Source organism: Thalassospira sp. GO-4, from assembly GCF_023588965.1.
GTDB lineage: Bacteria > Pseudomonadota > Alphaproteobacteria > Rhodospirillales > Thalassospiraceae > Thalassospira > Thalassospira povalilytica.
The window spans coordinates 3,815,840-3,830,080 of the sequence record NZ_CP097807.1 but is presented as its reverse complement, the minus strand read 5'-3'; the positions used below and the strand labels follow the sequence as shown (position 1 = coordinate 3,830,080).

The window sequence follows — 14,241 nt, the reverse complement described above, 5'->3', positions numbered from 1 at the left end:
ATTCAATACGCCTTGCCTTCAGAAAAATTTACATCAAAGAACTTTTTACCCTCGTTGGCATCGGAGATATCGAAATCCCGCAGAATAGACACTATCTTTTCTGCGGCATGACCATCGCCAAACACATCAGCATCATCTGCAAACGGAACACCACCTAACAAGCATAGATTTATTGCCGCTAAAATATCCTCGGGATTTCCGGGAACGTCAATGACACTAGGAGCCTTATATCTTCCGTGCTGCCTCCGTCCAATGTTTACACTTGGTGTCCCCAACCAAGGGGCCTCCAGAACTCCACTGGAAGAATTGCCAAGCACCAAATTTGAATACCTCACAAGACTCAGATAACGTCGCATTCCTAAAGATTTTATTTCTATAGCTCTGTCAGAGTTTTTTTGTACAAATTCCCTGATTTCCGTTGCTATCAACGACCTTCCGGGATCGGCATTTGTGCCAGTAAAAACACACTGGAGATGCGGCAACGACGAAAGTGCACCAAGCATAGATTTCAACTCTGAAAGCCCCGCATCTTGGTCATTTGTAACTGGATGGAACGTTATTGCAGCCACAGGTTTCGAAAAATCAATAGCTAAGTCGCTTTTCAAATTTTCGAGCGAAACCAGCCCTGCATTACGAATATTGTCTATCGCCAAAGAGCCCGAGTTAAAGACTCTGGAAGGCTCTTCTCCCATCTGTATCACGCGCATCCTGTACGTTTCGGTCGAGCAAAAATGCAAGTAAGACAGTTTCGTAACCGCGTGACGGATAGAGTCATCTATCGCCCCCTCTGTGATTTCACCGCCATGTATGTGTGCCACCGGAATTTTACACATGGTGGCAGCGGACAACACAGACAGAAGCTCAAAACGGTCCCCTAGCACCACCAGAAGGTCGGGATGGTCCTCTTCAAGTACTTGGGTGAAACTTATTATCCCTGTCGACATTACCCTAGCAACATCAAGCGAGGTATCACCAGATAATCCTAGAGGTATGCGCGCACATATCCTGATACCGTCCGCTTCAATCTCACGCACCGTAAACCCGTATCGCTCCTCCAGATGTGTCCCCGTCACATAGAGTCGACAATCCAGCCCCGGATCAGCCCGAATTGCCTGAATAACAGGTCTTAAAAGCCCATATTCCGCTCGGGTCGCAGTCAGAACACCTATTCTCCTCACCCATAAGCTCCACTACCTGTGATAAGAATCGCCGCTTTTATTTAGTAAGTGATTTGCTTTTGTATTTTGAATGTCGCAAAGGAGAGAATATCCGCTATACGCTCGCCTGCTGTCCCGTCTCCGTATATCGGATCCATACTATACTTCCCGATGGAAACTTGTTTGCGGATAGCGCTTTCAATTTGATCGACACCGTATCCAACATCTAATACGTTTTGCCCACGTTCTCGCCCGTCCTGACGAGATCCAACATTGACAACCGGGGTACCAATATACGCCCCCTCTCGTATACCTGACGACGAATTACCAACAAGGCAGGCCGTCTTGTCCATCATATGAATGTAGGTATCCACGGGAAGATTCTTGCAGAAATGCATATTCACTGCCAAGCCCATCTCACGATAGGTCCGTATTCCTCTAGCGATATCGTCCGCCCCTGCATCAGAGTTCGGCCAAAGAACTAGCGCCTGCATTCCGACATGAGAGGCTGCCTTTAAAGTATTTAAGATCTGTTCTTTGCCATCCCCAAACTCTGTGGTCACAGGATGCTGCGAGATTAGAAGGAACGGCTTATCCCAGTCAATTGGATCACCTACCCCTCCTAAGTTATCTGGAGAGAAGGAACTTTTTACGCGTGCATTGTTTAGAATTCCCGCAACTAAATCGATACGCGGACACCCTACCATATGCACAGTTTCGGGATCCTCACCAAGTCTAATGATCCGCTCTCTTGCATCTTCACTTGCCGGAAAATGAATATGAGCAAATTTTGAAATTGCGTGCCGAATACTTTCATCGATTGTCCCGGTTACCTCTCCACCCATTGTGTGAGCAAGCGGTATATTCATGAAAGCTGCAGCGACAGCAGTAGCAATAGTCTCGAATCTATCGCCAACCGTAACCACGACATCTGGCTCCAAATGATCAAACACACTTGGCAACTCTAGCAACCCTAACCCGGTGGATTTCGCCATTGTGGTCGGCGTTTCTCCCTCGAGAAGCATGTTGACTCGTGCATCTATAGGGAAGCCATCTTTCAGGATATGCTGGTAAACAGCTCCATAGCGATCAGACAAAGCCGATGCCATGGCGACCACTTGGAGTTCCAGATCTGCATGACCTTGAACCGCAGCCATAAGAGACTTAATGCTACTGTAGTTTGCGCGAGACCCAACTACAATGCAGACCTTCCTCATCACTCAACAACCTTCCAAACTGCACTGCGCGATAAATCGCTGCTTCTACAACGTTCTGCTGGCGAAAGCTAGTGCTTGCGATATCATGAAAACACCACAACCAAAACAACTCTCAATTATCGCCCCACGTTTCCATAAAATTTTATTCTTATGGCTTGATGAAAGGACAAGTTATTAACATTGTTGTCTAGTATGTAAACTAAGCCATTTGACCTTGCGTTTTGGTACGCTCAATTTTATAGAACGAGGAATACTGATGGGTGGTTCATTAAACTCCGGAACCATACTAGCGATTGACAGGGTGATTTTATGACTAATGTTATCGAGAAAGATGGAAAGACGTTTGTTGAGGATAAGGTCGACGGACTTCTAGAAGTCAAGTATGGGCTCCCTCCCGAAGTTCATTTTTGTTCAAAGTGCGTGATTTCGAATCAACGCGCCACACCATCCGAAGTTACGAAAGACAAAAAGGAAAGCCGAAAAAATACGGTTCCCTTCAAAGACGGTGTTTGCGAAGCGTGTAGGGTGGTTGAAAGCAAGTCAAAAATTGACTGGGAAGATAGAGAAAAGCAGTTGCTTGATCTGTTAGACCGTTATCGATCAAACGACGGGAGTTATGACTGCTTAATCCCAGGGTCAGGCGGGAAAGACTCTGCGTTCCAGGCACATATTCTCAAGACAAAGTACGGGATGAACCCACTCACTGTAACATGGGCTCCACATCTCTACACCGACATTGGTTGGAAAAACTTCACAAACTGGTGCCATGTTGGCGGCTTTGACAACTATCTATTCACGCCTGATGGTCAAGTTCACAAGAAACTCACGAGCCTCGCTTATCGCAACATGCTGCACCCATTCCAACCTTTTATCTACGGACAGCGGCACTATGCAATGCATATGGCAAAGCGCATGGGAATAAATTTGATTTTCTACGGAGAACATCCATCCGAGTATGGCGCAAACTCCGGAGAAGATCAGCAGTCGTTGTTTGATCCCAAATATTACACGGGAGATCCAACCGGTGACATTTATGTTAGCGGCACTCACGTTGACGAACTTAAAGAGTTGGGAATTTCTCGTGAAAAGCTTGCTCCATATCTCCCTTTGACCATGGACGAAATTAAGAGCCAAGATATTCAAGTGCATTTTTTAGGCCATTTCCTGAAGTGGGTTCCACAGGAAATGTACTACTATGCAGTAGAACATACTGGCTTCAAACCCAGCCCAATCCGAACGGAAGGCACATACTCGAAATACAACTCCATCGATGACAAACTCGACGGTTTTCATTACTGGACAGGTTTCATTAAGTTCGGCATCGGCAGGTGTACTCACGAAGCCGGACAAGAAATTCGACACGGTCATTTGACCAGAGATGAAGGCGTAAATTTGGTTCACCAATTTGATGGAGAGTTTCCAAAACGCTACTTTAAAGAAATTTGTGAGTACATGGACATGTCCGAGGAAGAATTCCATGAAATCGCCGATAGCTTCAGATCTCCGCACCTATGGAAAATGGCCGGCAACAGCTGGGTATTAAGGCACAAAGTCAGTTAGTCGCACGTTCTCACCTCAATAGTATCGACAAAGAACCTCAAATGATTCGAATAATCCCCAGACTAGACATCAAGGGGCCAAACTTGGTTAAAGGTGTAAACCTAGAAGGTCTTCGCGTCTTGGGAAAACCCGAGGCATTTGCTGCTCACTATTATGCACAAGGAGCAGATGAGCTGATCTACATGGACATGGTGGCCAGTCTCTACAACCGTAATCATTTGTCTGATATTGTGAGAAAAACTGCCGAGGAAGCCCTCATTCCACTGACAGTTGGTGGCGGCATCAGGTCACTCAATGACATAAGAGAAGTTTTGCGGGCTGGCGCGGATAAGGTGATCATCAATACCGCGGCAATTGAAAACCCAGACATCATTCGCCAAGCAGCACAGCGCTTTGGCAGTTCAACGGTCGTTGCTTCACTAGAAGTAATTGATCTAGGTGACGGCAACTATGAATGCCTAACCCACTGTGGGCGAGAAGTTACCGGCGTAGAACCAGTTTCTTGGGCAAAAGAACTCGAAGAACTTGGAGCTGGCGAAATTTGCTTAACCGCAATCGCCATGGAGGGCACTGGTAACGGGTTCGATATAGATTTGGTGAATCGTATTGCCACAAGCGTTGCAATTCCGGTGATCGCACACGGTGGAGCAGGAACTTCAGAGGATGTTCTTTCGGTTATCAGAGACGGCGCAGCTGACGCCGTGTGCATAGCTTCCATGTTTCATTATGAAGCTATTGATTCTATTGATTGGAGCAAAGAAGACTATTCGGCGGAGGGCAATACTGAATTTGTCAAATCCCGACGCAAGTTTCACCACTTCGATGCAATAGGCATAAAAGAACTAAAACACTACCTAGGCGCGAACAAGATAATGGTTCGGAGCATATAATGACGTCAGCTACCGTCGCAATAATTGACTATGGAATGGGGAATCTCTTCAGCGTCGCAAGAGTTTGTGAGAAAGTCGGCCTCCACCCTCGTATTTGCAACCACCCTGACGCCATAGCCCAATGTGATAGTGTTATTCTTCCCGGTATCGGAGGATTTGTTGATGCTATGAAAGCACTTGGAGAAAGGGAGCTTGACGTAGCTATCTCTGAATTTTCCAGGACAGGGAAGCCCTTGATGGGCATATGCTTAGGTATGCAACTTCTATGCTCAACCAGCACTGAATTCAAGAAGTCGAACGGACTGGATTTGATTAGCGGCACAGTCACTAAACTTCCAAATCAGCATGGACGCAAAGTCCCAGAAGTTGGCTGGAACGATGTTAGCGTCCCAAATGGTAAAGACGTTTCAGTGTGGAACAACACACCGTTACATTCATTTAAAGATGGTGACCTGCAATACTTCGTCCACTCCTACTATGTCACTCCCGATAATCGAGAACATATACTAACCACGACCACTTATGGCGATCATACATTTTGCTCGTCTGTTCGTAGGGAGAATATATACGGGTTCCAGTTCCATCCTGAAAGAAGTGCTGAGCAAGGCCTATCAATATACCAGGGCTTTGCGAACATAGTTAAAAAAACCAGTCTGATGAATTGTTCTTTGTTGCCTGAAAGATAACATTCAAATGTGTGGATTCGCAGCCATCTTCAGTACGAAGAACGACATCTCTCAAGGGTTACTTGACAAATTCGATCAAGATTTGTTCCACAGAGGTCCAGATAGCGGAGGAAGATACCAATCATCCGGAATTGGACTAGTTTTCCGACGCTTAGCAATCATGGATCCAACCAGTGAGAGCAATCAACCGATGGAAGATCGGTCACGACGTTTCGTAATGGTCTTCAACGGAGAAATTTACAACTTCAAAAGAATCCGTTCGGAACTCGAAACAAAAGGGTATCAGTTTCGCACACAAGGTGATAGCGAAGTACTATTGAATGCCTTTATTCAGTGGGACACAAACGCGTTTGCCAAGTTAGAGGGCATGTTTTCATGCGTCATACTTGACAGAGTCAACCTTCGTGTAGTCGCAGCACGTGATCCATTCGGAATTAAACCACTCTACTTAACCCATGGTGAATTCGGAACAGGTTTTTCCAGTGAAGCCCGCCCTCTAAGAAGATGGTTGAAAAGCAGCTCACCGGACCCAGATGCAATTTCCGAACTCCTCATGTACAGATATGCAGCCGGAACTCTCAGCAACTATAAGAATATTGAACTTCTCAAAGGAGGGCACTTTGTAGAACTAACTCTTTCTACAAACGCAGTTGTACAAAAATGTTTTTCTGATCCACTAGATACTCTCTCCCACGTTCGTGATCTCTCACAAGGAGAAGCTCTGCGAGTTTCCGAGGACGCTATTCAAGAGAGTATCAGAACTCATATGCAAAGTGATGTCGGGTACAGTCTCCAGTTTTCGGGTGGTATCGACTCAAGCCTCGTCCTAGCTATGGTAGAAGCTGAGACGAAGGACGCAATCAATAGCTATGCGGTCAAACTGGAAGAGGATCAGTTTGATGAAGGTCAGTGGCGCCAAGCAGTGCTGTTACAGCATCCAACAATCCACGAAGAAGTAAAACTTGGAGCAGAGGATTTTGCGGCCGCTTTACCAAGAGCAATCCACCACATGGATGGCCCTACACCACATTTCGGGTGCGTTATGCTACTACTGTTATGCGACGAGATTGCAAAAAAACATAAAGTCGTTCTAACGGGTGAAGGAGCTGATGAGTTTTTTGGTGGATATGAGCGCTACAGCAAGTGGAAAGATCTCAACAAGTTTAACACCATAGCAAAAATCGTACCTTCGGCTGCGTGGCCATTCTTAAAACGCTACGAATTTATAAAAAGATTTAAGAAGTGGGATGCTGCTATCGCTTCGTCCGTGTACTTTGACTTTTTACAGTTACACGAAATATTTCCTGATTTTGTTCCTTCGTTTGGACACAGAGAAGCCGTTGCAAATCGCTTCGACGACTTTCGCGATCGGATGCTAGCCGTTGATCAAACAAGCTATCTTTCATCATTGCTGATGCGACAGGACAAGATGGCTATGGCGGCAGGTGTTGAAGCACGTGTACCATTTACCCACATGCCCCTCGCAAAGGTGGTCAACAGCATTTCAAATAAGTTGAGAGTACCAGGGGGAACGACCAAACCATTACTTAAAGACATTGCGCGAAAATGGTTACCTCCAAGTGTGATCGATCGACGAAAAGTAGGGCTAACACTTCCTCTCGAACAATGGCTCCGGGATGATAATGCTCTGGGTAAGTTCGTGCCTCTTTTGACTGATAGCAACAGTTGTTTGTCGACTTTCGGTAGCAAAAAAAGCCTTCGACGCTTAGTTGACGATTTTCATGCTCGCAAGACTACATCAGGGATGCCGCCTCTTGCTCATTTGATCAATATGGAACTTTGGCTACGTGACGCGACGTCCATGCTCGACTAGAACCTATGCTATCCATGGAATTTGCGGGATACAACATGCTCAATGCCAAGCAGGACATTTATCATAATCGAGTGATCGCACTTCCTGCTGTGGTGGTCAGCAAGACATTTCAATACATTATTCATATCTAGCCATTCCAGACTTGCCAGAGCCTCCGACTTTCCAAGAATCTTTATCTTATTCATAATATTTGGACATGCTTCAATATGATCTCGAACTGACGGCCAAGACCGGTCTTCCCTAGAAGGGCTTCTACCACGACTAGTCCCAAACAAACGATGACTAACAAATTGTGCGGCCTTCAAAGCTGTTTGATGCTTTAGAGCAAGATATGCAGGATAATTGGTGTTCGCGTTCCGGACGTTCATAGTTTTAGAACTTATCTTCTTGAGAGCACGCTGATAAAGCGTCCCATTTAATTTCTGCCTCGCTGTCATTCGAATCGACAAATCAAACAGCTCGTTTTCTAATGCTGGGGCCCTACAATCCATATATGTACGGATGGAACTCATCATAGGAAAAGAATAGTGCCGCGATAAATTGTGAATATGCATGTATTCCCATATATCATACCCAGTAGCCCCCAAGTCCGCCGCGCGCACCATTATTTCATTAATACTTTCAGTAACGCGGGACTTGATTTCCGACCTATAATTCTCTCGAATTATCTCCCAAACGTTGGACTGCTTTAGCCTATAACCGACTTTTTCCAAATACATACTTGCAAGCTGTCTCTCCAACGGAAGCAACTCATTATGTAGTGTTTGATGACCAAACCACTTGGACTGCTGTTGAGGTAAGTAAAGACCACCAAAAAAAATATCCAACCCCAGCCCAATGAACATTGAGTTCACTTCTGAAGTGAATTGCTCTCCATACCCCATGAACTGGCATTCGTTAAAAACTTGCTGAGCACTGGTTAACGACAGTGCCGACTGCACAAATTCATTCAGCAATCCCTTTGGACGTGGAACGAAATTCCAGCTTTGCCCTTCCAGCAGCGCAACTTCTTTTGCAACAGAACTCTCGTTGTTTTCAGACAAACAGGTTGTGAAGCATTTGAAGGGCTGAGATCGGGAAATTAATACAGCCCGAGAGTCCAGTCCTCCGCTCATCAAAAGTCCATAAGTCGTTTGATCAGACTGGTATAGTTCGAGTGCTTTCGGCAATCCATACTCCAAGCGTTCGACCACCTCCCTATCAGACAACTGCCTCAAACGATAGTTCGGCTGCCAATAAGCAGTTAACTCTGCTTCCAGGCCATCAGTGGAGAGAGAAAGAATATGACCTGAGCGTAAGTATGAAACCCCCTCGGAAACTGTCTTTTCGCCCAATATTCTTCTGAGAAAAAGAAACTCTATAAGAGCCTGATCATGGACCTCGAACTGGTTCAGTTTCTTCTGCACATCGACAAGATGCAATGCGAGGCACCACTTTCCAGTTGACGTCCTTGAATAATACATTGGTAACGACGCAAATCGATCCGTAACGACGTTCAGTGTCTCTGTATTAATCTCGAACACGACAATCAAAAATGAACCGTTTAGCTGAGCAGAGGCCTCTTCCAATGACATACAACCAGCAAATAGAGAAAAGACACCCTCTTCATCGAGTTTACCGTCTTTCCCAGGATGCCCCAGCAGCATTATTACTTTGGAACCACGTTGAGAAACTCGTGGTGCGGGATGCATTCCCGTCCATTTAACCACTAAATTTCCAACTGCTATTTCCCCATCTTCAACGCCAGACTGCGTAACTAGATTTCCTCGTGTTGGCACATCTGCGCTGCCAAGCTCAATAGTAAGCCCCCAAGGAGCTGAGTCTGTAACATTTAACAATGTTCTTAGGTACCTTTACTATCGTAGAAATCTAGAATTGATTTTAGATGCCCAGCAAACAATTCTCCGGAACTTTCTCCTGACACGTATTTAAAATACCTCCTCTGCCCTTCTGCAGCGATATCTATATAATCAGAGAAGTTGTAAAGAATATCTTCTAACTTATCTAATAAATCATCCAAATCCCAACGATGGGAGATAATAGTTTCGCCATCGACAAAAAGGTTCGGCCATGTAGTCATATGCGACATATCCGGCTTATAAAGAAGAGATCCAGACATCATGACTTCAAAATCACGTAGTGTGATTTCCCCAAGACCAAATGGTGAAATTACAACTTTGCTATCAGAGATTTCTTTGAGGTATTTTTTTCTACTAACCTTCTCAGTATCGAGCCTTCCCTGCAACAACTCTGCTATACTGCGCCTCTGAAAAGAGACAGTTTCCCGTCGATAGTTCGTGCCAATTCGAATTGAAGCAGCACGAGACCGTGTCAGGGAGGGCTTTGGATAGTCTTCTACGGATGGCAACCGCAAGAACGAGCGTAACGGAATGCGTTGGTATGCTGCCATTCTCAGTGGCCCCAACCAACTGTAGTCGGCCAAAGCCGAGTTCCATCCGACAGTCATGCGATCAAGAAGTGCAGGTGATGAAATCGGGGTTGAACTTTCATCATCAAAATCTTTCAATCCATGTTCCTGAGCATAGAAATCCGAATAAGGCCTGTAGCCTTTCATTGGAGTTAAGTAACGACTTTTATCGGCCATCAACTGCGATTTGGCATAAACTGTGACATGAGGAAGTGCATGAGCATGGTCGATACCAGAACTATCGGTAATATCGAAGTAAATTAGCCCACCCACAGCATCTGACAATAAAGCGATCTCTTCAACAACACTGTCACGCTCATTTACCCAACGCTTGCTAAAGTATTTATTTTCCACTGCAAGGTAGTCACAATCAAATAAATCTGAACTAATTTCAGAAAAAATCCTAATACTCAAGCCTATGTCTTCAAGACATTTTCTATGAAACAATATAGGGAATAAAAATGCCCTCTGATTTGGAGTTTTGAATCCATTTGTAAGTATATTAATACGCTTCATTTTACTATCGAGATAATATTTGATAAATTTAACAGTTGAATCAAAAATCACAACGCATAACAAAACAACATTATCTAAAACTTGATAAAATTGAATTTACAAAATTTAAATAAACATGATTACATATTATTTAACATGTAATCAGATGCTAACAATCCTGTATCAGATAAATGCGGCTCTTTCTTTGATAGCTCATCATATATTTTCTCGTAGCCAAGGACACATTTCCCTTGAGAGAAATTTTGCGCCACGCGCTCTTCTCCTCTTCGCCCCATCGACAATCTTTTTACTTTATCTTCAATAAGAACTTCTAGGGCACAAGCGATTGCCTTCGGATTTTGCGCTGGAACCAGTATTCCTGTTTCCCCATCAACAACGGCATCTAGGTTACCTCCAACACAGGTAGCAACAACCGGAAGACCTGATGCCATATACTCAATTATTGCGTTGGAAAACCCCTCCTCATGAGACACTAAAACACCTATATCGCAATGAGGCAAAATTTTTTGCACATCAGACCTTCCGCCGAGAAAACGAACTCGTTGCCCAATACCTGAGCGCTGCGCCTGCTGCATTAAGGCATTCTCGACGCTTCCTATACCTTTACCGACCAGCAACAAACGCCAGTTTAAATGCTTCAGCTCCGCACAAGCATCAAGCAAATCATGATGACCTTTGTATTCAATAAGGTTCGCGGTCATCACAATAGTCACCTCGCCTTCAAATACGCCAAATTCCTTACTAAAATTCAGGCTACGTTCGCCCTTACCGAAATCAACATCTACACCATTATGAAGTAAAATTACTTTCCGATGGTCACACTTCTCTTGATGGATTAACTGCTCCGCCACCACCTGAGAGTTAGCAAGAATTGCTGACATTTTTGAATGGAGCCAAAGCTCGATTTTTTTTACGTATCTAGGTTTACGGTCGAAATATTGATTTAGACTCCTTCGGCTCATAACACATCGCTTCACACCAGCAAGCAAGGCAGCCGGACCCGCGATCAAATAACTTTCAGGCAAGAAGAAGTGTACGATATCCGGTCGCCGAATAAAGAAATTACAGAAAACTCTCAGAAGTGCAATCGCAGCTCGTATAATTCGCAAACGTCTGTGAACAAGTATTCGAGCCCCCTCGAACCAGGGACCCAACACTTTAACACCTAATGCCTCCATTTGATCGGCCATCCCACCTCTGCGACCGAACGTAAGCACTTCAACGTCGTATTTTGAGCTATCAAGCATTGGGAGTGTGCGCATCAAATGCGTCTCAGCCCCACCACGATCAAGACTTCCAATTACGACAGTGATTTTTGTTCGGCGATGAGTATTACGGACCAAAGCGGCTTAACCTTTAAGAACCTACGAGTCCATGCATCATTTGATGCTAAGCATACAAATAAAGAAAGCCTCTATCAATTTCTCACAAGCTACCCTAACTCAAGCTCAAGTAGAACTAAGAACAACTGTTCTAAGGCCGCCTTTTTCACAAATCAGTTCAACTGCATCCGCATTGCTAAAGTTCTCAAAAAACTCCCTCTCATTTCCGTCAGATTTGACTTTTCCAACACTCTGGTAACCGAATGATTTAACTATTTCGGTTCCTCTTTCCCAAGATGACGCAGCAAGGGATACGGAATAGCCCAGTGAGAACAGCGCCTCCAAGACCGGACGGAAATCATTTTCTTCTGTATAGCGACTAAGATGAGTCTCGAAAATCACGGTCGGTCTAATCTCACCATTTCTGATCGCCTCAACCATCCCAGCAAGGACCTGCACCTCATGCCCCTCAACGTCCATTCGAAGAAGGTCTGGTGCACCGTATTCTTTAGCAAGATCAGGCACTGTATATGTCTGAACGTCAATTGACTTTCCAGACAGATGCTCCACCCCTGAGCCCACATTATGAAACGTATTCAGGTTACTCTGGCGAGCCAAATGGAATTTTTTGGTTTCAGCCTTGTCAGAAACCGCACCTTCCCTCACGATTGTATTCGTTACACCGTTCAATTCTAAGTTTCTTTTTAGCAGCGCAACGTTTGATGGTGAAGGCTCAACAGCGATAATAGAACCACTATCCCCGACAAGTTTACTTTCCATAATCGCGTAATAGCCGATATTTGCACCAACATCGAATACACGCATTCCCGGCTTCAGAATACGCTCAAGCATTATCTTGTGCTCCAGCTCCCTTTCCCCGAACAGCACCAATGTGCGCGAAATCCCGCGATCAGTCATATCCAGCAACAGCTGATAATCATAAACACGTCGCTTAACAAATCTCTGACCAAATAAATTTGCCTGGACAAGCGCTGTAGACAAACTGAAAACTGCACGTGCCAGGTGCTTGGGGCCACGTTCGACAAACGTTGAATAAATACTTGAAAACACGATTAATTCCCAATTTTAGGCTGCAAACGGTATTCGGCTAACCGGAACTTTTCTACTGGAGCACCATCGATCTCCGAAACGATATATCCTACATCCTCAAGAAACTCTTCCATTTCTTTGATGGATGCCCCCATCATTTCAATATGACGTGGATGCACACTCAAGAACACGATGGGCTTACTTCTAATGAGGACATTGCGTGCCCCTTTCAGAGCAGCTACCTCTGCGCCTTCAATATCCATTTTGATTATCTCTGGCGCGAGATTGTTTTCTGCACAATATGCATCCAACGTTACTTGCGGTCGCAATACTTCGCTATAAAGCTCGGGATTTTTCGCCACAACCCTTGAATTTTGCCCAGCTGCGTCAGCTTGCTCAAAAAAGGAAACAGTTTCGACTTTGTCTCCAACAAGACATTCTTCAAGAGTTACGTTATGCGCTTCATTTTTTTGCAGATGTTGCTTCAAATACCTCAGGTTTCCGGCACTCGGCTCAAACGTAATCAAGCAACCGCCCGCTGCCAAAACTTTACTGATGGGAAGTGAGACCAAACCAATATGACCACCAACATCCAAAACGCATTTCTTTCCACGACACGCTTCTACTGTAGCAACGAAACCGTTGTTGTGACCATCCCCCCAACTTTCAAGATCACTGAACATAAAGTTCGCGTTGAGCTTAAAAGGGCCATAGCCACCAATCTTTTGTGATACGTAAAATTTCTGACCTAATAACTTGAGACAGTATCGTGAACAGTCACCTGCAAACACCCATACTGGCCCCAACCCCCTTAAAGGACCATGCCGCAGCTTCCTTAAAATGTTTAGGATCGCCATTTTCCTATTCCGCACCCCGCCTTTTAAATTCAAACCTTGTTTTACAATTGGGCCGCCCGAAAGCAACCAAAAATAAATACCGGCACAACAAATATCGACAGCAAACAAAGAGTGATAGCCAAGAGAGAATTGCTTAGGATTTTGGGAACTTAATTTCCGGAACCTTTTTGCCAGCTTCGGAACACCGCCAACGTCTCCTCGCTGACATGGTGTTCGATCCCCTCGGCGTCGAATTCCGCGATTTCGGGATCGACGCCGATGGATACCAGGAAGTTATAGACGATCTGGTGGCGTTCGCGACACTTTTTGGCGAGTGCTTCGCCTTTTTCGGTCAGAAAAATTGCACGATAGGGCCGTGATGTGACGAAGCCGTCGCGTTCAAGGCGTTTGATGGTGTTGTTCACGGTTGCGGCCGTCACGCCGAAGCGTTCGGCAAGGGCGACCGAGCGGGCCTCGCCTTCCTCGGCGATCAGGTCGCCGATCATTTCAACGTAATCCTCGGTCACTTCCCTGGCATGCGCGTCGCGCAGGCGGGCGAAGACTTCGGCCTTGTTGTGACGCGGGTTTACCACGGCTTTGTCGCCCATTGATCTCTCCAATTTCTGTCCCGCAACCTTCATAACAACTAAGTTTGCAAAAATCAATTTAGCCTTGACTAACTTTAAAAGTCCGCACATAAATAGTGGGTATTCGCTGGACTGATTTCAATTTGCTTTCGGGACAT

Annotated in this window: 12 protein-coding genes; 4 read left to right on the top strand and 8 right to left on the bottom strand. The window is 45.2% G+C overall.

The features are described 5' to 3' along the window. Positions 1-2: 2 nt before the first annotated feature. Both neuC (M9H61_RS17520) and neuC (M9H61_RS17515) read right to left on the bottom strand, forming a co-directional pair. Positions 3-1,178 carry a UDP-N-acetylglucosamine 2-epimerase gene (gene neuC, locus M9H61_RS17520; RefSeq protein WP_250281962.1) on the bottom strand — a complete coding sequence of 392 codons (1,176 nt, stop codon included), beginning with the start codon at positions 1,176-1,178 and terminating at the stop codon, positions 3-5. 41 nt (positions 1,179-1,219) lie between these two features. Then, positions 1,220-2,374 (bottom strand): UDP-N-acetylglucosamine 2-epimerase, encoded by a 1,155-nt coding sequence (gene neuC / locus M9H61_RS17515; protein WP_256469506.1) that lies wholly within the window; start codon positions 2,372-2,374, stop codon positions 1,220-1,222. A gap of 309 nt (positions 2,375-2,683) precedes the next feature. Here neuC (M9H61_RS17515) and M9H61_RS17510 point away from each other — a divergent pair, with 309 nt between their 5' ends. Genes M9H61_RS17510 through asnB form a run of 4 tightly spaced genes read left to right on the top strand, consistent with a single transcriptional unit; the run spans position 2,684 to position 7,344 of the window. Beyond that, on the top strand, positions 2,684-3,934 hold the full coding sequence (locus tag M9H61_RS17510) for an N-acetyl sugar amidotransferase (RefSeq protein ID WP_250281958.1): 1,251 nt from the start codon (positions 2,684-2,686) through the stop codon (positions 3,932-3,934). Next, positions 3,886-4,824: an imidazole glycerol phosphate synthase subunit HisF gene (gene hisF / locus M9H61_RS17505; protein WP_250281952.1), complete on the top strand. Its 939-nt coding sequence runs from the start codon at positions 3,886-3,888 to the stop codon at positions 4,822-4,824. The genes M9H61_RS17510 and hisF overlap by 49 nt, the downstream gene beginning before the upstream one ends. Further along, the gene (hisH, locus tag M9H61_RS17500) at positions 4,824-5,510 is read left to right on the top strand and encodes an imidazole glycerol phosphate synthase subunit HisH (RefSeq protein ID WP_250281949.1); all 687 of its coding nucleotides are present in this window, start codon (positions 4,824-4,826) and stop codon (positions 5,508-5,510) included. The genes hisF and hisH overlap by 1 nt, the downstream gene beginning before the upstream one ends. A gap of 7 nt (positions 5,511-5,517) precedes the next feature. Further along, positions 5,518-7,344, top strand: a complete 1,827-nt coding sequence (asnB, locus tag M9H61_RS17495; RefSeq protein ID WP_250281942.1) for an asparagine synthase (glutamine-hydrolyzing) — start codon at positions 5,518-5,520, stop codon at positions 7,342-7,344. A gap of 8 nt (positions 7,345-7,352) precedes the next feature. Here asnB and M9H61_RS17490 read toward each other — a convergent pair whose 3' ends face one another. The 6 genes from M9H61_RS17490 to mntR form a co-directional block, all read right to left on the bottom strand. Continuing rightward, positions 7,353-9,182 (bottom strand): asparagine synthase-related protein, encoded by a 1,830-nt coding sequence (locus M9H61_RS17490; RefSeq protein WP_250281940.1) that lies wholly within the window; start codon positions 9,180-9,182, stop codon positions 7,353-7,355. Between the two features lie 5 nt (positions 9,183-9,187). Beyond that, positions 9,188-10,288, bottom strand: coding sequence for a glycosyltransferase (locus tag M9H61_RS17485; RefSeq protein ID WP_250281939.1), 1,101 nt, complete (start codon positions 10,286-10,288; stop codon positions 9,188-9,190). A 119-nt stretch (positions 10,289-10,407) separates the two neighbouring features. Continuing rightward, a complete protein-coding gene (locus tag M9H61_RS17480) occupies positions 10,408-11,535 on the bottom strand; it encodes a glycosyltransferase (protein WP_250281937.1) in 1,128 nt (375 codons plus the stop codon). A gap of 201 nt (positions 11,536-11,736) precedes the next feature. Further along, positions 11,737-12,681, bottom strand: coding sequence for an FkbM family methyltransferase (locus M9H61_RS17475; protein ID WP_250281935.1), 945 nt, complete (start codon positions 12,679-12,681; stop codon positions 11,737-11,739). Positions 12,682-12,683: 2 nt separating this feature from the next. After that, complete coding sequence (locus tag M9H61_RS17470; RefSeq protein WP_250281933.1) at positions 12,684-13,625, bottom strand: FkbM family methyltransferase; 942 nt, start codon at positions 13,623-13,625, stop codon at positions 12,684-12,686. 41 nt (positions 13,626-13,666) lie between these two features. Beyond that, complete coding sequence (gene mntR / locus M9H61_RS17465) at positions 13,667-14,104, bottom strand: manganese-binding transcriptional regulator MntR (RefSeq protein ID WP_250281930.1); 438 nt, start codon at positions 14,102-14,104, stop codon at positions 13,667-13,669. Positions 14,105-14,241 lie beyond the last annotated feature (137 nt).

What these genes read in the sequence shown, in the direction of transcription:
- M9H61_RS17510 (WP_250281958.1), top strand. Translation starts at nt 2,684, where the DNA reads ATGACTAATGTTATCGAGAAAGATGGAAAGACGTTTGTTGAGGATAAG.
- M9H61_RS17485 (WP_250281939.1), bottom strand. Translation starts at nt 10,288, where the DNA reads ATGAAGCGTATTAATATACTTACAAATGGATTCAAAACTCCAAATCAG.
- hisH (WP_250281949.1), top strand. Translation starts at nt 4,824, where the DNA reads ATGACGTCAGCTACCGTCGCAATAATTGACTATGGAATGGGGAATCTC.
- mntR (WP_250281930.1), bottom strand. Translation starts at nt 14,104, where the DNA reads ATGGGCGACAAAGCCGTGGTAAACCCGCGTCACAACAAGGCCGAAGTC.
- asnB (WP_250281942.1), top strand. Translation starts at nt 5,518, where the DNA reads ATGTGTGGATTCGCAGCCATCTTCAGTACGAAGAACGACATCTCTCAA.
- M9H61_RS17480 (WP_250281937.1), bottom strand. Translation starts at nt 11,535, where the DNA reads ATGCTTGATAGCTCAAAATACGACGTTGAAGTGCTTACGTTCGGTCGC.
- neuC (WP_256469506.1), bottom strand. Translation starts at nt 2,374, where the DNA reads ATGAGGAAGGTCTGCATTGTAGTTGGGTCTCGCGCAAACTACAGTAGC.
- hisF (WP_250281952.1), top strand. Translation starts at nt 3,886, where the DNA reads ATGGAAAATGGCCGGCAACAGCTGGGTATTAAGGCACAAAGTCAGTTA.